This window comes from Streptomyces sp. NPDC091972 (assembly GCF_044756385.1).
In the GTDB taxonomy this organism is placed as follows: domain Bacteria; phylum Actinomycetota; class Actinomycetes; order Streptomycetales; family Streptomycetaceae; genus Streptomyces.
The window spans coordinates 161,576-183,344 of the sequence record NZ_JBIVSV010000006.1 but is presented as its reverse complement, the minus strand read 5'-3'; the positions used below and the strand labels follow the sequence as shown (position 1 = coordinate 183,344).

The following is a 21,769-nucleotide window of genomic DNA, read 5'->3' as shown; positions in this document are numbered from 1 at the left end:
TCGGCAGCATAACTCTCCTCAGGGCCGGACCTGGATGAGCGCGTGGGTCCCGCTCGTCCGCCAGCGCTGCCCCTCCGCCTCGGTCAGCGCGGTCTCCGTGCGCCCGTCGAGCCCGGTGACCACGTCGGACTTCAGGGTGCGCAGGGCGGCCACCGGCCCCGGGAAGTACGCGGTCACGTCGGCGAACGGCGTGGTCGGCGCCCACCACCGGTCGCCCACCAGGCGCCGGTAGTTGAGGTCCCCCTTCAGGACGGTGAGCGAGGCCGCGCCGATCTCCGCGCGGAGGTCGGCGGGCATGTCCGCGTACGGCAGCGGGGCGCAGGAGAACGGGTGCGCGCGGACGTCGAGCCGCCCGTCGGTCATGGCGTCCCACAGCCGGCGTCCGTAGGCCGCGGCCTCCCCCGGTGCCCGCACGAGCCGGCGCAGCGCGTCGACCACGTCTGCGGTGGTCGCGTCGGAGACGTAGTAGGGGTGCGGCTTCACGTGCAGTACGGCCCGCTCGATCCGGCCGTGTTCGAGGAGGTGGGCCACCAGCAGGAGGTCGGGGATCAGTTCGCGTCCGGCGTTGTCGGCGATCAGGCAGAGGGTGCCGGCTCCGTCGAGGAGGGTCCGTAGGCGGTCGCTGTCGTCGGCGACCAGGTCCGGTACGGCGTCCCGCCTCTCGGCGGCCTGGTCGGAGAGCCGGAACCCAAGGTCGGCACGGTTCCCCCAGAGCGAGCCGTGCAGCAGGGCCGTCCACTGCTCCTCGACGGGCAGGGCGGCCAGTCCGTCCAGCGCGGCCAGTTCCTCGTCGGTCTCGCGGGAGTCGAGTTCGGCGAGCTTGGAGGGCCGGAACGGGTCGATGCCGCGCCAGGGCCCGTCCACGAAGTACCCGACGGCGTCGAGGAGTCGCCGGTAGAAGTAGCTCTCTGACCAGAGCCACGGCACGTCGAACCAGGAGCGCCCTGCGCAGGCGTCGATCCCCCACTCCCCCCACGCCCCGCCGGGAAGCGGCTCGATGACGCCCTTGGTGCAGCTTTCGAGCAGCGCGTCGAGGGCGCGGTGCTGCGTGGGGCCGTACGGGAAGCTCTCCCGGACCTGCCGGATGATTGCGGGGTGCCGCTCGGCGAGCACGCCGTGCGGGAAGGAGCCGGGTTCGTTGCCGAGGATGACGTCTGCGCTGCGGGACATGCCGCGACTGTAGTCACCCGGGGGACGGGACCGGGTGCGGGTGCGCTTTGACGGCGTGGGCGTACCGGGCGCGAGACCTGCCCTGCCGGCGACGACGGCGTTCAGCCGCCGCTGCGGGCCTCCTGCTCCAACTGGCTGACCAGCGCCAGGTAGCGGGCCCGCCGAGGGACCGGCACCAGCCCCCGGATCATCACGTGCCACATCTCGGCGAGCCGCCGCGGCTGCCGCCCCAGCGGTTCCAGGTGCCGGCCCACCACCCGCGTCCCGACGAAGAAGCACACCAGGGAGTGGGCCACCGCGTCCACATCGGTGTCCGGGTGCAGATCGGCCTCCTTGACCGCCCCCAGCAGCTTGCCCGTGGCCATGTCCAGCAACTCCGTGAACGGGTGCCGCAGCGGCGGACGTACCTCGACTCCGCCGGTGGCGAGCCGGAGTCCGGCCCGGAGCACCGGTCCCTCGACCGACAACCGGGCTATCCCGAAGGTGATGCGGACCAGCGCCTCCAGCGAGGTGTACCCCCGGGCGTCGACGTCGCCCGCGAGCTGTCGCGATGCCCGCGACTGGATCTCCATGATCGCGTGCGCGAGATCGTCCTTGGCCGCGAAGTGGAAGTACAGCGCCCCTTTGGTGACTTGGGCGTGCGCGACGATGTCGCTCAGACTGGTCGATTCATAGCCGCGACGGTCGAACAGATCGGCGGCGGCAGTGATGATCGTCGCTCGGGTCTGTTCAGCGCGTAACTGCCTCGGCATCGACTGCACACTCCTGGTACGGAAAAGAACGGGTCATGCCGTTTGTTTTTTACTCGCTGTACACGATATCTCACCCTGCGGCGGCGCCCACCGTGCAGGCGAAGACCACCGACTCCCCCTGCCGCGCGGCGACTTGTACGTCGGTGCCGTCCTCCTCGCTCACCTCGATCCAGACCGGCTCGTCGAACTCCGCGTACTGCTGGAACGTGGCGTGGAACGACGCCGGCACCCGGAGCTCCGGCCCGCCGTGCGCCCGTACGGCCTGCCGGGCGGCTTCCAGGAGGAGCATGCCGGGGATGTGGTCCAGGGGGTGGTCGAAGAAGACGGGGTGGGAGGTGTCGACGCGGAGCCGCCAGCGGCCGGGGCGGTCGGCGGACGAGAGGAGGACGTCGGCGGCGAGGGCTCGGCCCACCCTGTCGGCGGGCAGCGGCGCCGGCAGCGGGAGCGGCAGCCGCAGGGCACCGACGTCGGTGCTGCGCCCTCCGCGCAGTCGGCGGTAGACGGACGCGTTCGTCCAGGTCACGGCGATGTGGCCGGTCGCGACCCGTTCACCGCCCAGACGTACGGCGGCGTCGTAGCGCAGGGCGGCCGCGCGGCCGGCGCGGCGGCGGACCTCCCGGACGGTGATGTCGACGACGGGTTCGGCGGGGACGGCGCCGACGGCCAGGTGCTCCGGGCGCGTGTCGACCCGCAGTTCCTGGAGGACGAAGCAGTGGTCGAGGGGGACCTCGTAGGCCGCGTGGGCGAGCAGCGCCCCGCACTGGCGGACCGTTTCTGCAACCAGCAGCGGCTCATACGCGGAACGATCCGGGGACACGTGCAGCTGATGGGCGCGCGGCCACTGGGCGGTGAGGGTGAACCGGTCCGCGTCGGTCCTGGTCCACCCGGTGAGGAGGATCTCCGCGACGGCCACGCGGTGCACGAACTCCCGGGGTACGGTCGCGGTCAGAGGTCCGGAGCCGGGCCGGGCCTGCGCGAACCGCCGTAAGTCTGGCATGTTTCCCCCTCGTTCCTCCGAAGCGATGACGGACGGTGAGGTTCCCGTGCCGGTGAGCGATAGAGTACGAGGGATTCCGGTCGGTTTTCAATGAGACCTGATCGAGACCGGACGAGATCCGAACGTGGCGCAGGGGAGGGGTTCTTATGGCGAGACAGGAGCGCGCCATCAGGACACGCAGGGCGATCGTGGAGGCCGCGGGCGCCGTCTTCGACGAGCACGGGTACGCCGCGAGCACCATCGCGATGGTGCTGGAGCGGGCCGACGTCACCAAAGGGGCCCTGTACTTCCACTTCCCGTCCAAGGAGTCCCTGGCCCAGGCGGTGCTCGACGAGCAGTTGTCGCTGGGCGCGGTACCGCCGCATCCGTGCAAGCTCCAGGAGATCGTCGACATGACGTTCGTCTTCGGACAGCGGCTGCGGACCAACTCCCTGCTGAAGGGGAGCGTGCGGCTGACGGTGGACCAGTGCGCGCCGCCCGGCGTGGATCACACGGGGCCGTTCCGGCAGTGGAGCGACCAGCTGGTGAGCATGCTGCAAGTGGCGCGGGACCAGGGCGAGTTGCTGCCCACGGTGGAGCCTCGGGACACGGCAGACCTGCTGGTCGGGGCGTTCGCGGGGGTGCAGTTGATGTCACGGGCGCTGCACGGGCGGGAGGACCTCGGGCACCGGATCTCCGTGATGTGGGCCCACATGCTGCCGAGCATCGCGGTGCCGGGACTGCTGATCGGCCTCGACAGCCGGCCCGACCGCGGGGCACGACTGCTGGCGTCCATCGAGGGCCGGGAACTGGTGGGCGCCAAGGTCTGAGCGCGGCGGCCCCGTCACGGGTGCCGCACGAGAGGGGGGCGGGGGGGGGCCCCCCCCCCCCCCCCGCCCCCCCCGGGGGGGGGGGGGGGGGGGGCCCCCCCCCCCCCCGGCGCCTGTCGTGCGGCCCGGCACCGAGTACCGGCGAGCCGTTACCATCGGCCAGCATCGGCGGGCGTCCGCCCGACCCCCAGGCCAGGGAGCGAATCGTGCTGATCACCCACGACACCCGGTGCGCACTCGACACCGTGGTCGATCTGGTGAACACCGCACCGGAGGACGACGCGTCGCCGGACGCGCTGCCGGATGTCCCGGCGCTCGCGGAATTCGTACGGAACCACGAGATCAGCGACGTCGGCGTGCTCTCGGAGTTCGATCTGTCGGCCGTGCGCAAGATCCGCGGCCGGTTCGCCTCGGTGTTCGCCGCCCCGGACGCCCGGGCCGCCGCCACCCTGATCAACGAACTCGTCGCCGCCGCGGGCACCACGCCCCAGCTCACTGATCACGACGGCTACGAGTGGCATGTGCACTACTTCGCGCCGGGCGCCTCCGTCGCCGACCATCTCGCGGCCGACTGCGGGATGGCGCTGGCCTTCTTCGTGGTGGCCGGGGAGCAGGAGCGGCTGCGGCGCTGCGAGGCCCCCGACTGCCGACGGGCCTTCGTCGACTTGTCCCGCAACCGCTCGCGGCGCTACTGCGACAGCAGGACCTGCGGAAACCGCCTCCATGTGGCCGCCTACCGGGCGCGACGCAAGGAGGCGGCGGGCTGAGGTCCGGGGGGTGATGCCGGCATCCGGGCGAGTAGCCGCCGGCTGGGCAACGGGGTGGGGGGCCGGGTACCGGTACTGGTGGCCGGGCGGGGGTGGTGGCCGAGCGGGGTGCCGGGCCATGCGGTCGCACTGAGAGCCTGGCAGTGACGCTGAGGTTCAGGTTGTCGCGCTGAAGGCAGGCCGGTGCTGCGCAGGCACAGGGTTGTCGCGCTGGGGGCTGAGCGGCGGCGATCAGCTCGTGGGTGTGGTTGCCGGGGTGCTGGGGGTGGAGCTGCCGGGCAGGCGGCGGTGATCAAGTCCGCGGACAGTCGCCGAGGCGCGGGCGGCGGTGCGCGGGCCGGGCGCTGGTGAGCCGACCCACGGGCGGTGACTGAAGCACAGGTGATGGGGCGCAGGCCGCCAGGTGGTGAGCCGACCGACGGAACGGCGACCGAGCACAGGCGCTGGAGCGCAGGCCGCCAGATGGCGCGCAGGCCCGCGTATTCGACTACCGACGCAGCCCGTGGAGCTGCCCGGCCGGGCGGCGGTGCGGCTGTGGTCGGCAAGACCCGTGCGGCTGCGCTGGGAGCGGGTCCGGGGTGTCCGGGACCCGGCAGGGGCGTCGACGTGGTCCCCGGCGGGTGACGCCGGGGACCCACGGGTACGGCTCAGAGCAGCAGCAGGTCGTGCAGCGCAGCCATGAGCAGCAGACACCCGATCACCGCAAGGAAGATCATCAGCGGTGGCTGGGAAAGGGCGAAGAGGCATCCACGCGGCTCATCCTGAGGCGGCGCGGTATCGCTCTGTGTTGTGTCCAGCATCTCGCGGCGATGATGACGCAGTCCGCGCCCCGTCCGCGATCAACACGCCCGGAATGAGCGGGAGTTCGCCGGATTCCGTGATGTCCGTTTCGAGTCGTGATCGCTTGGGGTCCGGTGCCGGTCCCCCTGCGAACGTTTCAGTTCGCCGTCCGGCCGTCAGATGCCGTGCTTCTTGAGGATGGCCTCGATGTCGCTGAAGTCGTCCGCGGCGGACCCGGTGGTCCCGGGCTTGGCGGCGGGGCGGGCGGCCGGGGTGTGCGCGGCAGGGCCGAGCGAGGGCGCCGAGGCCGTGGGAGCCACCGCCTCCTGGGCGCCACGGGCCGCCGCCCTGCGCTCCTTGCGGGTGCCGCCGCGGCGGCGCTCCACCGCGCGCGTGGTCGAGAACAGCACCCACGACAGGCCGAGCACGCCGAAGCCCGCCCAGGCGGTCGGACTGAAGGCGGTGTCCGCGAGCCAGTCGACGACACCGGTCATCACCAGACCGAGCGGGACGAGGGAGTAGGCGGCGATACGCGTGGCCGCGAGAAAACGCTTGCGGTACGCGGTGACCGCCGCGATGCCCAGGCCGGCCGCGGCAACGGCGGAACAGACGGTCTCGGCAATCATCCGGTCCTCCAGGCGGGCTTCGATCGGCAACGTACCGCTTCGTCCCTGTCCATCCTGCACCTTCCGACCCCCACCGGGCCATGCCCCGGCAGGACATCAGGGACATCTCCGGGTCACCTCCTCCGCAGGTGCCGGTCGGAGGGACGGGTGGGCGTGCTCCGCGAGGCGGTCCGATAGACGGCGTGTCGGTGAGGCGGCCGGCGTCGGACCTGGTGCTGAGGTGGCCGACGTGGGGCGTGCCGGTGCGAGGGCCGGCGCAGGGAGGTGCCGGTGCGAGGGGAGGCGCAAGGCGTGCCGGTGAAAGACCGGCGTGGGACGTACAGGTGAGCGGACCGGCGTGGGACGCGCCGGTGAGGCGGTCGCCGTTAGGACGTATCGGTGAGACGACCGCCGCAGGACGTATAAGACGTACTGTGACGCAGCCGCCCCAGTACGTACCGATGGCGCAGTCGCCGTAGGACGTGCCGGTGCGCAGGTCGTGCTCTGGCGCAGGGCGGCGCCGGTCGGGGCCGCCGGGGGCCGATTCCCGTCCGGTGGCCGGGGGCTGGGAGACTGGGGTCATGAGCGACCCCTCCCCCGTCCGTCCCGCCGCGCCCGTCCTCGACGTCTGGTGCGATCTGCAGTGCCCGGACTGCCGTGACGCGCTGGACGACGTCCGGGCCCTGCGTGCCCGTTACGGCGACCGTCTGGAGCTGCGGCTGCGGCACTTCCCGCTGGAGAAGAACAAGCATTCCTTCGCCGCCGCGCAGGCCGCCGAGGAGGCACTGGAGCAGGGCAGGGGCTGGGAGTACGTCGAGGCCGTGCTGGCGCTTGTCGCGGAGCTGGACCGCCAGGGCGAGCCCTTCCTGGTCGAGGTCGCCCGTGAACTGGGCCTCGACGCCGAGGAGTTCGACACCGCGCTGATCGACGGCCGGCACATCCTGATCGTGGACGCCGACCAGGCCGAGGGCAAGGCGATCGGCGTGAGCGGGACACCGACGTACGTCATCGGCGGCGAGCGTCTCGACGGCGGCAAGTCCCAGGACGGGCTGCGCGAGCGGATCGAGCAGATCGCGGACCGGCTGCTCGCCGGCCAGGAGTGAGTGGGCCTCAGAGCAGGCTCTTGTACATCGAGTAACCCACCGTCTCGTACCCGAGCGACTCGTACAGCCGCTCGGCCGGTGTGTTGCCCGCGAAGACGTTGAGGCCCAGGACCCGTCTGCCGGAGGCGATGGCCTGGGCCTCGGCGAGCAGCATCAGGGACCGGCCGTGCCCGCGGCCCCGGAAGGCCTCCTCGGTCTCGACGTCGTAGACGAACGCCTTGGCGTCGACGAACTCCACCCACAGGACCCCGACCCGCACGCCGTCGTGCTCCAGCACGCTGAACAGCGCTTCCGGCGTCTTGAGTCCGCGCTGCACCAGCTTCTCGTGGTCCTTGCGCGACCTCGCCCTGGCCTCGGCCTCGGGCACCCCGCGCTCGCTCCAGTCGCCGGCGTACTCGGTGATGCCGCGCTCCGCCCACGGCCAGAACTCGTCCTCGGTCATGGGCCTGCCCCGGCTGCCCGCGGGCAGTTCGGGCGCCTCGGTGCCGAGCGGCTTCTCCATGCCGCGGTTGCGGTGGACGTAGCCGAGCGCGGTGGCGAGCCGCAGCGCGGGTCCGGCGTCGGCCGGGACCCTGATCTCCACCTGCCCGCACCCCCAGCCCCGCGCCACCTCCTCGGCGGCGAGCGCGGCGACGGTGCCCCGGCCGCGCCTGCGGTCCGGCTCGTCGATCCGCAGGTCCCGGATCTGCGCGACGGACGGCCCGAAGGCCGGATGGGTCGCGAGGTGTATCGCCCCGACGGGACGGCTGTTCACGCACACCGTGAAGTGGCGGGACAGCGCCCCGTCGGCGCCGCGCTGGAGCGGCTCGGTCGGCCGCAGAGTGGTGGTCATCACCGGAGTTCTACCCGCTGCCGCGCGCCGGAGCAGCTCAATATCCCGGGCTTTTAGGGATCGAGGTCGTCCCCGGCCCGCTCCTCGAAGATCCGCATGGCCTTGGCGGTCACCGGGCCGGGCGCGCCCGGCAGTTCGCGGGCGTCGACGCGGTGGACGCCCTGGACGTCCCGCAGGGTCGAGGTGAGGAAGATCTCGTCGGCCCGCTCCAGGACGTCGAACGGCAGGTCGGTCTCCCTGGCCCCGGTCCACTCGACGGTCAACGCGCGCGTGATGCCCGCGAGGCAGCCGGACGCGAGCGGCGGGGTGTGGATCTCCCCGTCCAGCACGACGAAGACGTTGGAGCCGGTGCCCTCGCACAACTGCCCGACCGTGTTCGCGAACAGCGCCTCGGAGGCGCCGCCCTCACGCGCGCGTGCCAGCGCGACGACGTTCTCGGCGTACGAGGTGGTCTTGAGCCCGGTGAGGGCGCCCCGCTCGTTGCGCGTCCACGGAACGGTGATCACGGCCGTGGAGTCGGGCCGAGGCGCGGACTCGCCGAGGGCGACCACCAGGGTCGGCCCGTGCTCGCCCCGGTCGGACCCGAGGGGACCGTGGCCGCCGGTGTAGGTGATGCGCAGCCGCCCGAGCGGCATCGGGTTCGCCTCCAGTACGGCGGCGCAGGCGCGGCGGACCTCGTCGTGGTCGGGGTCCGGCAGTCCGAGGCCCCGGGCCGACAGCGTCAGCCGGTCGAGATGCCGGGTCAGGGCGAAGGGGCGGCCGTCCACCGCCTTCACGGTCTCGAAGATGCCGTCGCCCACGGTCAGTCCGTGGTCGAAGACGGAGACGCGGGCGGTCTCGATGTCCTGGAGCCCGCCGTCGAGCCAGATCTTCACGTAAGGGTCCCTCCACTCACCTCGTACGTCCCTGACGCTACCGCGAGCAGCCGGGACGCCTTCAGCTCGGTCTCCCGCCACTCCCCCTCGGGGTCCGAACCCCAGGTGATGCCGGCGCCGGTGCCGAAGCGCAGCACTCCCCCGGCGCGGTCGATCCAGAAGGTGCGGATGCCGACGGCCAGCTCCCCGGTGCCCCGGTCGGCGTCGACCCAGCCGACGCCTCCGCAGTACGGCCCCCTGGGCGCCGTCTCCAGGGCCTCGATGATCCGCAGGGCACTGGACTTGGGCGCACCGGTGACCGAGCCGGGCGGGAAGGCCGCGCCGAACAGCTCGGCCCAGCCCGCGCCCGCGCGCAGCTCGCCCCGCACGGTCGACACGAGATGGACGAGACCGGGGTGCTTCTCCACGGCGCACAGGTCGGGAACGGTGACGCTGCCCGTGGCGCACACCCGCCCCAGGTCGTTGCGCACCAGGTCGACGATCATCACGTTCTCGGCGTAGTCCTTGGGCAGCAGGTCGTCCTCGGTCCGCCCGGTTCCCTTGATCGGTCCCGACTCCACGATCCGACCCGCCCTGCGCAGGAACAGCTCGGGGGACGCGGTGGCGATCTCCACCCCGTGCCCCGGCAGCCGGATCGTTCCTGCGTACGGCGCCGGGTTGCCGCGGGCCAGCAGCGCGGCCAGCGCGTCCACGTCAGCGCCGGGGCCGAGCGGGGCGGTCAGGACCCGGCAGAGGTTGGCCTGGTAGACCTCGCCGGCGGCGATGTGCGCGCGGATGTGCCGTACCCCCGCCGTGTACGCCTCGCGGTCCAGCGACGACGTCCAGTCGCCGGCGGCAGGGCCCCGCCAGGCTCCCGGCACCGGCGCGGGCACCGGCTCATGGCGTACGTCGGCGAAGCGGGCGCAGGTCAGACCGCCCTCGAAGTCCGCGGCGACGGCCCAGAAGCCGGTGGAGTCGAGAGCCGCGGGGTCGCTGGTGACGTCGAGGAGACCGGTGGCGACACGGTCGCCGAAACGGGCGAGAGGAGGGAGGTCGAGCACGTTGTCGAGTCTATGGCCGGTGACACGCGGGTGACCTGGGCATGTCCTTCCGGCCGCCCTGACCACGGACGTCGACATGCGCAGGGCAGCACGCTGCGCAAACGCGTTTTTGTACTGGCACCGGAATCCGCTAGAGTTCAACTCGTCGCCGGGCCGCGAGAGCGGAACGAAACGACAAGCGGACGTAGCTCAGTTGGTAGAGCGCAACCTTGCCAAGGTTGAGGTCGCGAGTTCGAGCCTCGTCGTCCGCTCGATGGAACCAGGGGATCTTCCTGAGCCCCTGCACTCCTGGTGGAGTGGCCGAGAGGCGAGGCAACGGCCTGCAAAGCCGTCTACACGGGTTCAAATCCCGTCTCCACCTCCAAGGACGATTAGCTCAGCGGGAGAGCGCTTCCCTGACACGGAAGAGGTCACTGGTTCAATCCCAGTATCGTCCACTGGATCGTCGAAGGTCTGACCCGCGCGATTAGCTCAGCGGGAGAGCGCTTCCCTGACACGGAAGAGGTCACTGGTTCAATCCCAGTATCGCGCACGCAGCACAACAAGATCACCACCGTGGTCCCCGCGCGATTAGCTCAGCGGGAGAGCGCTTCCCTGACACGGAAGAGGTCACTGGTTCAATCCCAGTATCGCGCACACACCGAAGCCCCCGGCCCTGCGGCCGGGGGCTTCCTCGTTCCCTGCGTCAGCTCGAGAACAGCATGTGGCCGAAGCCGCGGTTGCGGTGGTGGCCGCCATGGTGACCACCGTAGTGACCGCCACCGTGCTGCGGGGCGCCCCACGCCGGTGCGCCGGGCGCGGCGGGGTACTGCGGAGCCGCCGGCGGCGGGGGAACCATGGGGCCGCCGCCGTACTGGCCCTCCAGCCGGGTCAGCGCCTCCAGCTCGCCGTAGTCGAGAAAGATCCCGCGGCAGCCGCTGCACTGCTCGATCTGGACACCGTTGCGGTTGTACGTGTGCATCGGGGCGTGACACTTCGGACACTGCATCGTCGGCTCAACTCCTCGCCGGTCGGTCTTGCTCAGCGTTACGCCAGGACAGACTCTGTCCGGCTCTGGTCGGTTGCACCCTACTTCGCGAAATCGTCCGCCAACTCCGGCGGGGTGGAACCCATTCGGTCACAGGCATCGACGACCGCCTGTTCCACGTCGTCCAGCGGCCGGTCCGCGTCGACCGCCTTGGCGATCGCGCGGGCCGCGGTCTGCACGGTGAGGGCGCGGGCGGGGACGTCCAGGGCGGGCCACGGGTCGCCGTCGGCGGGGACCGCGGGTCCGCCGGCCGCACGGTAGGCACCGAGGAAGCGGGACCAGTCCTCGGGCGACAGCAGGCCGCAGGCGTACCAGGCGCCGGGGCGGGCGAGGTCCCAGGCGGGCTCCCCCACACCGAGGTCGTCCACGTCTATCAGGCGCCAGGGGCCGTCGGGGGCGGGGTGGCGGACGAGCTGCCCGAGGTGGAGGTCGCCGTGACACAGGGTCGCGGTGTCCGCCATGGGCGACTCGGCGCGAGCCCAGGGCGGAAGGGTCGCCCAGGCGCGGAGTACGGCAGCGGCGGCCGGATGCGGCCTCTGCCGGACGGCCTGGAGAAGGCGGGCAACAGCGAGGGCGGCCTTGACCGGACCTCGCATGGCCGGCAGACCGGGCGGTGCCGGGGTGCGGTGGAGGTGGGCGAGGAGGGTGGCGGCCGGTTCCCAGGGGGCGGCCTCGGGATCCTCCGGGTCCACGGGTTCGCCGTACGGCCAGAAGGTGACGAGCCTGCCGTGCAGGTCGACGTGCGTCGCCCGGAGCGGGGACAGGAGGATGCCGGGGAGGCGGGCGGCCGCGGTGAGGCGGGGGGCCAGGTCCGCGGGGGCGGTGCCGGGGGCGTGGGCCTTGGCGACGGTGTCCGCGTGCCGTACGACGGTGGCGTCGGGGCGGTCGGCGAGCGTGTCCGCGCCGCAGGGGCAGGCCGCGTGCCCGCGGGAGTGAGCCTCGGCTCTCGCTCTGAGTTTCAGCTCGGTGAGGAGGGGGTGGGCGGTCACGGGGCTCCCTGGGGGCGGACGGTCTGCCTGCGAGCGTACGCGGCCGCTGCGCTGGGCTTGGGCGGGGCGGCTGCGGGGGTGCCGGGTGCGCTTGTCGGGCGAGTGCGCGTGCGTCGTGGCTGATCGCGCAGTTCCCCGCGCCCCTGAGTAGCCGCAGTCACCGGCGCCACGACGGACCGGACGTCCTACCGCGTCCCGCGGAACGTCGTCGAGCGGCTGCGGGTCCGTCGTGGCCGGTCGCGCAGTTCCCCGCGCCCCTGGGTGGGTGCAGTCACCGGCGCCACGAAGGACCGGACGCACTACCGCGCCCCTGGGGGTGGCCGTGGACGCACGCCACGATGGGCCGTCAGTCGCGTACGGCGGTGAGGGGACGGGGTGGGGGGTGTCCGCCCGCAGCGGCCGGCGTCCGTCACCGAGAACTACTCAAGAAGCCGAGCCGCCGGACCGAGGACGGATACCCCCCACCCCGGCACCGACCCATCCACCGAACCGCACGCGCTACACGAACCCCCACCGGGCAGTGACGGGCCGCCGCAGGCATCAGGGGCGCGGGGAACTGCGCAACAACGCCCGCCCCCACCGAACCCGCACCCGCCCAACCCCCGGAGGGAAAAGCAATGCCGGCGTAGCTCCCCAGCTACGCCGGCATTTTGCCGTCCGCCGCACCCCCGTCCCCACGGGGTTTCATGGGCTGATGTCCCTGCCCGGACCGCTCTTCCGGGCCTGGGGTCGCCTTTCAGCGCCCCAGCATCACTCCCACGGACGACGCCTGTGTGGCCACTGTCTCCCAGCCGTCGAAGACGACGAGGAGCAGGACCGCCAGGGGAAGGGCCATCAGCGTCGCCACCAGCGGGTGGCGACGGCCCGTACGGCGGGGCTGGCGTGTGCGGGACAGTGTCCGCGGTGCCGTAAGAGCCATGGTCCCTCTCCTGACCGTTCTGTTGTCGTTGGCAGCGGCGGGTGTCTGACCTCGGGGGACGAGTGCTGCACCCGCCGCTTGACCTCAAATCTAGGCGTCATGGCCTCGCCGTACGTCATGCCCTCGTACCGATTGCCGGGCCTCCCCGAGGATGAGCCATGACCAGCGGAGTACTCCCGTGGGTGGAGACGGGGGCCTAGGACTCCGGGTCTTCCCGGAGGGGTCGCCCGGTCTGCCCCGCTTTCTCCGAGCCGTCCTCGCGCGGCACCGGCTGCTCCACCAGCGCCAGCACCCGGGTCGCCATGAACCGGGCCGTCCGTACCACTGATCCGTTCCGCGTGACTTCGCTCACTTCCACGACGCCTCGTCGTACCGCCGTCTCCACCCGGCGGCCCGCCCTGCTCGCCACCACCTCATATGTGCGCGTCGTGTCCCCTGCGTCCACGACTATCTCCACGCGATCACCCTTCACGGGTTCAATCCCCCTTCTGCGACGGGTGGTTGGGATCACATCCGAACCGAAGTCCGCCCGCCCTCCGGCTCCCTGACCACCCCTCAATTCTCCCACCCGGCACTGACAATCCGTCGGGACGAGAGGGCGCGGCCTCTGCGCGCGTCGGCCCGCGGAAACGTAAGCTGTGGCTCGTCAGACGGACCGGGCAGCGGGGATGAACATGGCGATGATGCGCCTGAGGCGCGAGGACCCGCGCGTCGTCGGCTCGTTCAGGCTTCACAGACGGCTCGGCGCGGGGGGTATGGGGGTCGTCTACCTGGGCTCCGACCGCAAGGGACAGCGGGTCGCACTGAAGGTCATCCGGCCTGATCTGGCCGAGGACCAGGAGTTCCGGTCGCGGTTCGCGCGAGAGGTGTCCGCGGCCCGGCGGATCCGCGGCGGCTGCACGGCCCGGCTCGTGGCGGCCGATCTGGAGGCGGACCGTCCGTGGTTCGCGACCCAGTACGTACCCGGCCCCTCCCTCCACGACAAGGTCGCCGACGAGGGTGCCCTCGGCGCCGCCGAGGTCGCCTCCATCGGGGCCGCCCTGTCGGAGGGGCTCGTCGCCGTCCACGAGGCGGGGGTGGTGCACCGCGATCTGAAGCCGTCGAACATCCTCCTCTCCCCCAAGGGCCCCCGGATCATCGACTTCGGCATCGCCTGGGCGACCGGCGCCTCCACCCTCACCCATGTCGGCACCGCCGTCGGCTCCCCCGGCTTCCTCGCGCCGGAGCAGGTGCGCGGCGCCGCGGTGACGCCGGCCACGGACGTGTTCTCGCTGGGCGCGACCCTGGCGTACGCGTCGACGGGCGACTCGCCCTTCGGGCACGGCAGTTCCGAGGTGATGCTGTACCGCGTGGTGCACGAGGAGGCCCAGCTGCACGGCGTGCCCGACGCGGTCGCCCCCCTCATCCGCGCGTGTCTGGCGAAGGACCCCGAGGAGCGGCCGAGCACCCTCCAGTTGTCGCTGCGGCTCAAGGAGATCGCGGCGCGCGAGGCCCAGGGCCTGCCGGACCTGCGCCCGCCCGCTCCGCGCGCCGGTGAGGCGGACCGGCCCACCGGGCGCATCGCCGACACCTACCCGGAGCGGGCCGCCCAGCGCCGCCCGCAGGGTTCTTCGGGCACGTCCGGTTCGCAGGGGAATGCGTCGGGGCGCGGTTCCGGACCGGCGCGGGGCCAGGGTCCGGCGCGGGGCGGGGTGCCGTCACGCGGCGGGAGCACTCCGCGCGGCAACGGCGTGCCCTCCTCCCGCTCCGGCCCCCGGCCCACCCCGGCCTCCTCGCGGAACACGACCCGCTCCGGCAGCGGCAGCCGCCCCGCGCCGCGCAGCGGTACCGGCCGCCCGGCCGCCAGGAACACCAAGACGGGGCTGCGTCCCGCCAACCCCCGCCTCCTGCGTCAGCGGCTGTTCGTGTTCGTCGTGGTGACCCTGCTCGTGGCACTCGGCATCGCCGCGGCCCAGGGCTGCCAGGGGCCCTCGAGGGGGCTGGGCGTGCACCGGGATGTCGTACGACAGCAGGTGCAGGAGGCGCCGGACCAAGATTGAGGCCGACCGAGGGCACTCAGCCGACGGTCACTCCACGGCTTCGATCCAGTGCACGCAGACGAGTTCCTGTCCGCGCAGCTCCTGCTTGAGGCAAAGGCGGGCCCGGACCACCGCGGGTTCCTTGTCCCGGTCCCGGTACTCGGTCAGGACCCTGCCGTCCTCGATCCAGGAGAATCCGTACTGCCGGGTGTAGTCGACGCCCAACCTGCGCTCCACCTCACGGCTTGCGAGTGTGTATTTCTTGGCGGCCTCGGGGTGCCTCCTGAACACCTCGGTGATCTCTGCGAGGAATGCGGTGTCCAACCTTGTGTCGTAGTCAGAAGTGGTCACGGCCGTCTCCCTGAGGGGCATGGTCGGGAACGTCCCCCTGTCTCCAGCCTGCTCCGTGCCCCAGGTACGCGCCAGTTGGCCCGACGGGCGTGTTCAGAACTGCGGACGCCCCGTCGCCACCGCGTAGAAGGCGACCGCGGCCGCCGCGCCCACGTTGAGGGAGTCGACGCCGTGGGCCATCGGGATGCGGACCCATTCGTCGGCGGCGACCAGGGCCTGGGTGGTCAGGCCGTCTCCCTCGGCGCCGAGCATCAGCGCGACCCGGTCCATCTTGTGCGGGGCGGCCTCGTCGAGGGTCCTGGCCTTGGCGTCCGGGGTGAGGGCGAGGAGGGTGAAACCGGCCTCGCGGACCGAGTCCAGGCCCTTGGGCCAGGTGTCGAGACGGGCGTAGGGCACGGAGAAGACCGCGCCCATCGAGACCTTGACGCTGCGGCGGTACAGGGGGTCGGCGCAGTCCGGGGAGAGCAGGACCGCGTCCATGCCGAGGGCCGCCGCCGAGCGGAAGATGGCGCCGATGTTGGTGTGGTCGTTGACCGACTCCATGACCACCACGCGGCGGGCGGCCTGGAGCAGGTCGCCCGCGGTGGGCAGCGGTTTGCGCTGCATGGAGGCGAGCGCGCCGCGGTGCACGTGGTAGCCGGTGACCTGTTCGGCGAGTTCCGGGCTGACGGCGTAGACGGGGGCGGGGAGTTCGTCGATGACGTCACACATGACGTCGACCCACTTGGCGGACAGCAGCATGGAGCGCATCTCGTAGCCCGCGTCCTTGGCCCGGCGGATGACCTTCTCGCCCTCGGCGATGAACAGGCCCTCGGCCGGCTCGCGTTTGCGGCGCAGTTCGACGTCGGTCAGGCCCGTGTAGTCGTGCAGGCGCGGGTCGTCGGGATCCTCGACGGTGATGAGATCGGCCACAGGGTGATACTGCCTTGTCCTGGGAGCGGTGCCAACGGCTGGGGACGGGTTGGGTTACCCCGGGTTACGCCAATGTCCGCGGCCCCACGCCGACGACCTCGCCGACGACGATGACGGCCGGGGGCTTCACGTCCTCGGCGACGACCACCTCGGCGACCGTCGCCAGGGTCGCGTCGACCCGGCGCTGGGCGGCCGTCGTCCCCTCCTGGACCAGGGCGACCGGGGTGTCGGGCGACTTGCCGTGCGCGACCAGGGTCTCGGCGATCCTGCCGATCTTGTCGACGCCCATGAGGATCACGAGGGTGCCGGTGAGCCTGGCGAGGGACGCCCAGTCGACCAGGGAACGCTCGTCGTCCGGCGCCACATGGCCGCTGACCACGGTGAACTCATGGGCCACCCCCCGGTGGGTGACCGGGATTCCGGCCGCGCCCGGGACCGAGATCGAGCTGGAGATGCCCGGCACGACGGTGCAGGGGATGCCCGCCTCGGCGAGGGCGTGCAGCTCCTCCATGCCGCGGCCGAAGACATAGGGGTCGCCGCCCTTGAGCCGTACGACCGACTTGCCCTGCTTGGCGTGTTCGATCAGGGCGTTGTTGATGGCCTCCTGGGCCATGAAACGGCCGTACGGGATCTTCGCCGCGTCGATGACCTCGACGTGCGGCGGGAGCTCGGCCAGGAGGTCACGGGGGCCGAGGCGGTCGGCGATGACGACGTCGGCTTCGGCGAGCAGCCGGCGGCCGCGGACCGTGATCAGGTCGGGGTCGCCGGGGCCGCCGCCGACGAGGGCGACGCCGGGCGTGCGGGTGCGGTGGTGCGGGGCGACGAGGGTGCCGTCGCGCAGGCCCTCGACGACCGCGTCCCTGATGGCCGCCGTGTGGCGGGGGTCGCGGCCCTTCGCGTTCGTGGTGAGCACGGCCACGGTGACGCCCTCGCTGTGGCCCGTCGCCGGGGTCCAGGCGGTGGCGGCGTCGGCGTCGTCGGAGCGGACGCACCAGACACGGTGCCGCTCCGCTTCGGCGGAGGCGCGGGTGTTCGCCTCGCTGTCGCTGGTGGCGATGAGGGCGTACCAGGCGTCGGCCAGGTCGCCCTCCTGGTACGGCCGCCTCTCCCAGGTGATCTCGCCCGCGTCCGCCATCGCCTCCACGGAGGGGGTCGCCGCCGGGGACACGAGGAGGACGTCCGCGCCCGCCGCGATCAGGGCCGGGAGCCGGCGCTGGGCCACCTGGCCGCCGCCGAGGACGACGACCTTGCGGTCGGTGAGGCGGAGGCCTACGGGGTAGGCGGGGTTCTCGGCCATGAGGGTGCGGCTCCTCCGGGGCTTGGCGGTGGCCCTGACGTGCGGATTTTACGGGGTGGCCGCGAGCGGCGGCTCAGGTGTCCAGTGGCTGGGCGTCGCCGCCGGGTGCGGGTGCGTGGGTCCGTGCCCGACCGTCCCGCCCTGCGGGACGACTCGGTGCGGGTCCGTGGGCCCACCCGTCCCGGCCCGCGGGACGACTGCCACGCACCCACGGCAGGGGAAAGGACGCGCGGACCCCCGTCCCCGCGTCCCCCCTCTCAGACGCCTACTTCTCGGTGACCCCCGCGGAGTCGAACGTCGCCACCTCGTGCATCGCCCGGGCCGTGCTCTGCACCAGCGGCAGGGCCAGCAGCGCGCCCGTGCCCTCGCCGAGCCGCAGGTCGAGGTCGACCAGGGGGCGCAGGCCCAGCTTGTTCAGGGCGGCCACATGGCCCGGTTCGGCGCTGCGGTGGCCCGCGATGCAGGCCGCGAGGACCTCCGGGGCGATCGCGCGGGCCACCAGGGCGGCGGCGCCCGCGCTGACGCCGTCGAGGATGACCGGGGTTCGGAGCGAGGCACCGCCCAGGAGCAGACCGACCATCGCCGCGTGTTCGAAGCCGCCGATCGCCGCCAGGACGCCGATCGGGTCGGCCGGGTCCGGCTGGTGGAGCTCGATCGCGCGGCGGACGACCTCGGTCTTGCGGGCCAGGGTCTCGTCGTTGATGCCGGTGCCGCGGCCGGTGACCTCGGCGGGGTCGGTGCCCGTGAAGACCGAGATGAGGGCGGCGGACGCGGTGGTGTTCGCAATGCCCATCTCGCCCGTGAGCAGGGCCTTGTTCCCGGCCGCGACCAGGTCGCGCGCGGTCTCGATGCCGACCTCGATGGCCTGCTTGGCCTCCTCGCGGGTCATCGCGGGGCCGGTGGTCATGTCGGACGTGCCGGCCCGGATCTTGCGGGGCAACAGGCCGGGGGTGGCCGGGAGTTCGGAGGCGACGCCGACGTCCACCACGCACACCTCGGCGCCCACCTGGCCGGCGAAGGCGTTGCAGACCGCACCGCCGCCGAGGAAGTTGGCGACCATCTGGGCCGTCACCTCCTGCGGCCAGGGGGTGACACCCTGGGCGTGCACGCCGTGGTCACCGGCGAAGATCGCAACGGCGGCGGGCTCCGGGATCGGCGGCGGGCACTGCCGTGAGAGTCCGGAGAGCTGGGCGGAGATGATCTCCAGCATGCCGAGGGCGCCGGCCGGCTTGGTCATCCGCTTCTGCCGCTCCCATGCCTCGCCGAGCGCCTTGGCGTCCAGCGGGCGGATCTGGGCGACGGTCTCGCCGAGCAGGTCGTGCGGCTCCTCGCCGGGCAGGGCGCGGCGGCCGTACGTCTCCTCGTGCACGACCCACGACAGCGGGCGGCGCTTGGACCAGCCGGCCTGCATCAGCTCGGGCTCGTCCGGGAACTCGTCGACGTACCCGACGCACAGGTAGGCGATGACCTCCAGGTGCTCGGGCAGGCCGAGGGCGCGGACCATCTCGCGCTCGTCGAAGAAGCTGACCCAGCCGACGCCGAGGCCCTCGGCGCGGGCGGCGAGCCAGAGGTTCTCGACGGCGAGCGCGGCGGAGTACGGGGCCATCTGCGGCTGGGTGTGCCGGCCGAGGGTGTGGCGGCCGCCGCGGGTCGGGTCGGCGGTGACGACGATGTTCACCGGGGTCTCGAGGATGGCCTCGATCTTCAGTTCCTTGAACTGCTTGGCCCGGCCCTTGGGCAGCGACTTGGCGTACGCCTCGCGCTGGCGCTGGGCCAGGTCCTGCATCGCGGCCCGGGTCTCGGCGGAGCGGATCACGACGAAGTCCCAGGGCTGCGAGTGCCCGACGGACGGGGCCGTGTGGGCGGCCTCCAGGACGCGGAGCAGCACCTCGTGCGGGATCGGGTCGCTGCGGAAGCCGTTGCGGATGTCGCGCCGCTCGCGCATGACCTTGAGGACGGCCTCACGCTCGGCGTCGTCGTAGGCGGGCGCGGCGGGGCCCGTGGAGGGTCGTGCTTCTGCCACGGGAGCCGTGCTCACTTCCTGCACTTCCTGGTCTTCCTGATCGGCCGCCCGGGTGTCCAGGTCGTCCGCCTGCTGCGCGGGTTGGGGGTCGCCGTCCGCTTCGCGCGGGGCCGGGACCACGGAGTGCTGTGTGCCGTCCGTGGGGAGTGACAGGGCGTGGGGCGGGGTCGGTGCGAGGTGCGGGGTGGTCGGCACGGACCCGTCCACCGGCACGAACTCGCCGAGGGTCTGGCCCGCTTGCGGCTCCAGGGGGACACCCGTGGGCAGTACGGCCGGGGCCTCGACGGGACCCGGAGCCGCGAACTGGGGCTGCGCGTCGGGCAGTTCGGCCGCGAGCGGCTGGGGCGCCGGCGTCTGCGGTCCCTGCGGCGCCTGGCCGGGGGCGGGCGGGAACTCCTCCTGTACGGCGGGCTCCGACTGCTGGACGCCGACTGCCTGAGCTGCCGGGTCCGTGGGCGGTACGCCGATGTCGGCGACGGCCGCCGCGACGGGCTCCGCGACGGGCTGGACGAGGTCCGGGGCCGGTACCGGGTCGGGGGCGGCCTGCGGGTCCTCGGCGGGCAGGGCGGCGGGGACGGGCTCCTGGACCTGCTCGGCCAGCGGCACCGACTGCTCGGCGAGGAGCGGTTCGGAGGCTTCGGCGGCGGAGTCGTTCTGCGCGGGCTCGGGGAGGTCTTCGGCGGGTGCGGCGGACGCATCCCCTGGCTGCGGTAGCTGCGCGGCCTCTGCCGGGGTCTCTGCGGGGACCTCGAACGGCACGCCGTCGGAGGCGTCCGGGGTGACCGGGGCGACGGGGTCCGGGGCAGTGGGCGCGGGTTGCGGAGCTGCGGCTTCCGGGGCGGGGGCGGGTTCCTGGGCCGCGGCTGCGGGCTCCTGGGCGGCCGGCGCTTCCTGGGCAGCGTCCGGAGCGGTCACGGCACTCTGAGCGGGAGCCAGGTCCGGAGCCAGGGCCTCCTGGGACGGGCCCGTCTCCTCCACCACGACGGCTTCCGCGTCCTGGACCGCAACCGTCTCCGGGGCGACAGCGGCGCCCTCGGCCGGCAGGGCTTCCGGCGCGACCTCCTCCGGAACGACCTGTTCCTGCACGACCTGTTCCGACACGGTCTGTTCCTGCACGGCGACTGCCTGCGGGGCGACGGCGACTGCCGCCTCCGGTCCCTCCACCTCCTCCGCATCCGGCTCGACCCCGGCGACCTCAGCCCCGGCGATCACGGACTCGGGCGCAACGGGCTCAGCCGTATCGGGCTCAGTAACGGCGGTCTCGGCGACCGGCACGGCCTCCTGGACGTCCTCCGTCACCGGAGCGGCTTCAGCGGCATCGACAAGCGGGGCCTGGTCCGGCAGCTGGTCCACATCGGTGACGGGCACGTCAGGCAGGACCTGCTCCGCGGGCGCGTCCGCCCCGGCAGCCGGGGCCGGCTGGACCGCCTCGGGCAGGGGGCCGTCCCCCGGCACCTGCCCCGCGCCCGGGTCCGCACCGGCGGCAGCGGCAGGCGCGCCTTCCACAGGCTGAGCTCCGTCGGCGCCAGGAGCAGCGGCTCCGGAAGCATCGAACGCGGAACCCTCGGCCGCCGGCCGGCCCACCTCACCGACCGGAACCTGCGTCGGCGCGGGCACGGCCTCCGGCACCGGAGTCTCGGCAACCGCGGCCTGCGCCGCACCCACCGGTCCCGAAGCCGGAACCGGAACAACCGTTTCGGCAGCCGGGGCCACCGTGCTCACCTGCGTCTGGACGGCGGCCTGGGCCGGGGCACCCCACGGGGCCGCGCCCTGCGGCTGCGCGGCCTCGAAGTACTCGGGGCCCGGCGCGGCCGCGGCCGGCTGCCGTACCGGTGCGCCCGCGGGGCCGCGGTCGGCGAGGGAGCGGACCGGGCTCGCGGAGGCGTCGGGGATCGGCGGGCCGAGGTGCAGTGGCCGACGGGGCGTGATGGGCGGGATCGGCACCGAGGGAGCCTGCGGGCGGGGGGTGCGGACGGCGCTCAGATCGTGCGCCCCGCTGTCGCGGCCGGACATCTCGTGCGGGCCCGGCTCGTGCACGGTCTCCACGACCGGCTCCGGGGCGGGCGGGGCGACCTCGTTGCCCCAGGGGCTCTGGGCGCCCGGCAGCAGCAACAGGTCTTCGTCCTCGGCGGTGGTCTCGGAGAGGTAGGTGTACGCACCCGGCGCGGCGACGCCCGGCTGTTCCACCATGCCTGCGTTCTCCGGCAGTCCCTCGCCCGGAACCTGGCCGGTGTCGGTCATGCGTACCCCTCGCCCATCGGTTAGTGCTTCTACGACCAGCTCACCGGGGACGGCGCACCGACCGCCCCCGTGGTGAAGAACGAGCGTGCGTGCCCAGCGGCACGAACGGCCCGCCGAGAAAGACGACAAAGCCATTAACTGGCATTGTCCCGGCCGTTCCCCCGTCGCGACAGGTTGATCCGCGACGGCCCGCTGTGGACTGCGCCACGTTGCGCGTCCTCCGGTTCTGCCGTACCACACCCACCCCAAAACGGGCGCGCTT

The 21,769-nt window shown here is 72.9% G+C and carries 20 protein-coding genes and 5 tRNA genes; 9 read left to right on the top strand and 16 right to left on the bottom strand.

The window, feature by feature from the left end:
- Nucleotides 1-18: 18 nt before the first annotated feature.
- From ACIQJT_RS19825 to ACIQJT_RS19815, 3 genes are all read right to left on the bottom strand, one after another.
- Nucleotides 19-1,170 carry a damage-control phosphatase ARMT1 family protein gene (locus ACIQJT_RS19825; protein ID WP_402645090.1) on the bottom strand — a complete coding sequence of 384 codons (1,152 nt, stop codon included), beginning with the start codon at nt 1,168-1,170 and terminating at the stop codon, nt 19-21.
- A 101-nt stretch (nt 1,171-1,271) separates the two neighbouring features.
- A complete protein-coding gene (locus tag ACIQJT_RS19820) occupies nt 1,272-1,922 on the bottom strand; it encodes a ScbR family autoregulator-binding transcription factor (RefSeq protein ID WP_053853052.1) in 651 nt (216 codons plus the stop codon).
- A 70-nt stretch (nt 1,923-1,992) separates the two neighbouring features.
- Nucleotides 1,993-2,919, bottom strand: coding sequence for a ScbA/BarX family gamma-butyrolactone biosynthesis protein (locus ACIQJT_RS19815; protein ID WP_402645087.1), 927 nt, complete (start codon nt 2,917-2,919; stop codon nt 1,993-1,995).
- 146 nt (nt 2,920-3,065) lie between these two features.
- Between ACIQJT_RS19815 and ACIQJT_RS19810 the strand changes: the two genes are divergently transcribed.
- Both ACIQJT_RS19810 and ACIQJT_RS19805 read left to right on the top strand, forming a co-directional pair.
- Nucleotides 3,066-3,728 carry a ScbR family autoregulator-binding transcription factor gene (locus tag ACIQJT_RS19810; protein WP_402645084.1) on the top strand — a complete coding sequence of 221 codons (663 nt, stop codon included), beginning with the start codon at nt 3,066-3,068 and terminating at the stop codon, nt 3,726-3,728.
- 206 nt (nt 3,729-3,934) lie between these two features.
- Nucleotides 3,935-4,495, top strand: coding sequence for a CGNR zinc finger domain-containing protein (locus ACIQJT_RS19805; RefSeq protein ID WP_365457973.1), 561 nt, complete (start codon nt 3,935-3,937; stop codon nt 4,493-4,495).
- Nucleotides 4,496-5,142: 647 nt separating this feature from the next.
- Here ACIQJT_RS19805 and ACIQJT_RS19800 read toward each other — a convergent pair.
- Nucleotides 5,143-5,295 carry a hypothetical protein gene (locus ACIQJT_RS19800; RefSeq protein ID WP_170068264.1) on the bottom strand — a complete coding sequence of 51 codons (153 nt, stop codon included), beginning with the start codon at nt 5,293-5,295 and terminating at the stop codon, nt 5,143-5,145.
- Between the two features lie 156 nt (nt 5,296-5,451).
- The gene (locus tag ACIQJT_RS19795; protein ID WP_402645080.1) at nt 5,452-5,901 is read right to left on the bottom strand and encodes a hypothetical protein; all 450 of its coding nucleotides are present in this window, start codon (nt 5,899-5,901) and stop codon (nt 5,452-5,454) included.
- A 560-nt stretch (nt 5,902-6,461) separates the two neighbouring features.
- On the opposite strand from ACIQJT_RS19795, the gene ACIQJT_RS19790 reads away from it, so the two are divergent.
- Nucleotides 6,462-6,983: a DsbA family protein gene (locus tag ACIQJT_RS19790; RefSeq protein ID WP_402645077.1), complete on the top strand. Its 522-nt coding sequence runs from the start codon at nt 6,462-6,464 to the stop codon at nt 6,981-6,983.
- Between the two features lie 7 nt (nt 6,984-6,990).
- Here the strand turns inward: ACIQJT_RS19790 and ACIQJT_RS19785 are convergent, their stop codons facing one another.
- The 3 genes from ACIQJT_RS19785 to ACIQJT_RS19775 are packed head-to-tail and all read right to left on the bottom strand — an operon-like array spanning nt 6,991 to nt 9,730.
- Nucleotides 6,991-7,818 carry a GNAT family N-acetyltransferase gene (locus ACIQJT_RS19785; protein WP_402645074.1) on the bottom strand — a complete coding sequence of 276 codons (828 nt, stop codon included), beginning with the start codon at nt 7,816-7,818 and terminating at the stop codon, nt 6,991-6,993.
- 50 nt (nt 7,819-7,868) lie between these two features.
- Nucleotides 7,869-8,690 (bottom strand): aminodeoxychorismate lyase, encoded by an 822-nt coding sequence (locus ACIQJT_RS19780; protein ID WP_365457961.1) that lies wholly within the window; start codon nt 8,688-8,690, stop codon nt 7,869-7,871.
- The gene (locus tag ACIQJT_RS19775; protein WP_402645072.1) at nt 8,687-9,730 is read right to left on the bottom strand and encodes a chorismate-binding protein; all 1,044 of its coding nucleotides are present in this window, start codon (nt 9,728-9,730) and stop codon (nt 8,687-8,689) included. Before ACIQJT_RS19775 ends, ACIQJT_RS19780 begins: the two co-directional genes overlap by 4 nt.
- Before the next feature lie 178 nt (nt 9,731-9,908).
- Here ACIQJT_RS19775 and ACIQJT_RS19770 point away from each other — a divergent pair.
- The 5 genes from ACIQJT_RS19770 to ACIQJT_RS19750 all read left to right on the top strand — a co-directional run bounded on the left by ACIQJT_RS19770 (nt 9,909) and on the right by ACIQJT_RS19750 (nt 10,366).
- Nucleotides 9,909-9,981, top strand: a tRNA-Gly gene (locus ACIQJT_RS19770).
- A gap of 39 nt (nt 9,982-10,020) precedes the next feature.
- Nucleotides 10,021-10,094, top strand: a tRNA-Cys gene (locus ACIQJT_RS19765).
- 1 nt (nt 10,095) lies between these two features.
- Nucleotides 10,096-10,167: transfer RNA gene (locus ACIQJT_RS19760), tRNA-Val, on the top strand.
- Between the two features lie 23 nt (nt 10,168-10,190).
- Nucleotides 10,191-10,262: transfer RNA gene (locus ACIQJT_RS19755), tRNA-Val, on the top strand.
- Nucleotides 10,263-10,294: 32 nt separating this feature from the next.
- A tRNA-Val gene (locus tag ACIQJT_RS19750) sits at nt 10,295-10,366 on the top strand.
- 49 nt (nt 10,367-10,415) lie between these two features.
- Here the strand turns inward: ACIQJT_RS19750 and ACIQJT_RS19745 are convergent.
- From ACIQJT_RS19745 to ACIQJT_RS19730, 4 genes are all read right to left on the bottom strand, one after another.
- On the bottom strand, nt 10,416-10,718 hold the full coding sequence (locus ACIQJT_RS19745; protein WP_365457955.1) for a zf-TFIIB domain-containing protein: 303 nt from the start codon (nt 10,716-10,718) through the stop codon (nt 10,416-10,418).
- A gap of 80 nt (nt 10,719-10,798) precedes the next feature.
- The gene (locus ACIQJT_RS19740; RefSeq protein ID WP_402645067.1) at nt 10,799-11,746 is read right to left on the bottom strand and encodes a phosphotransferase family protein; all 948 of its coding nucleotides are present in this window, start codon (nt 11,744-11,746) and stop codon (nt 10,799-10,801) included.
- 736 nt (nt 11,747-12,482) lie between these two features.
- Entirely contained in the window at nt 12,483-12,665 is a 183-nt protein-coding gene (locus tag ACIQJT_RS19735; RefSeq protein ID WP_028809711.1) for a hypothetical protein, read from the bottom strand.
- Between the two features lie 196 nt (nt 12,666-12,861).
- Nucleotides 12,862-13,137: a hypothetical protein gene (locus ACIQJT_RS19730; RefSeq protein WP_053852508.1), complete on the bottom strand. Its 276-nt coding sequence runs from the start codon at nt 13,135-13,137 to the stop codon at nt 12,862-12,864.
- Between the two features lie 196 nt (nt 13,138-13,333).
- On the opposite strand from ACIQJT_RS19730, the gene ACIQJT_RS19725 reads away from it, so the two are divergent.
- Nucleotides 13,334-14,704 carry a protein kinase gene (locus ACIQJT_RS19725; RefSeq protein WP_402645693.1) on the top strand — a complete coding sequence of 457 codons (1,371 nt, stop codon included), beginning with the start codon at nt 13,334-13,336 and terminating at the stop codon, nt 14,702-14,704.
- A 27-nt stretch (nt 14,705-14,731) separates the two neighbouring features.
- Here the strand turns inward: ACIQJT_RS19725 and ACIQJT_RS19720 are convergent, their stop codons facing one another.
- The 4 genes from ACIQJT_RS19720 to cobT form a co-directional block, all read right to left on the bottom strand.
- Entirely contained in the window at nt 14,732-15,034 is a 303-nt protein-coding gene (locus tag ACIQJT_RS19720) for a hypothetical protein (RefSeq protein ID WP_402645064.1), read from the bottom strand.
- Between the two features lie 93 nt (nt 15,035-15,127).
- Entirely contained in the window at nt 15,128-15,946 is an 819-nt protein-coding gene (locus tag ACIQJT_RS19715; protein ID WP_402645062.1) for a TrmH family RNA methyltransferase, read from the bottom strand.
- 64 nt (nt 15,947-16,010) lie between these two features.
- On the bottom strand, nt 16,011-17,243 hold the full coding sequence (cobA, locus tag ACIQJT_RS19710; RefSeq protein ID WP_402645059.1) for a uroporphyrinogen-III C-methyltransferase: 1,233 nt from the start codon (nt 17,241-17,243) through the stop codon (nt 16,011-16,013).
- Nucleotides 17,244-17,508: 265 nt separating this feature from the next.
- Complete coding sequence (gene cobT / locus ACIQJT_RS19705) at nt 17,509-21,507, bottom strand: nicotinate-nucleotide--dimethylbenzimidazole phosphoribosyltransferase (protein WP_402645056.1); 3,999 nt, start codon at nt 21,505-21,507, stop codon at nt 17,509-17,511.
- Nucleotides 21,508-21,769 lie beyond the last annotated feature (262 nt).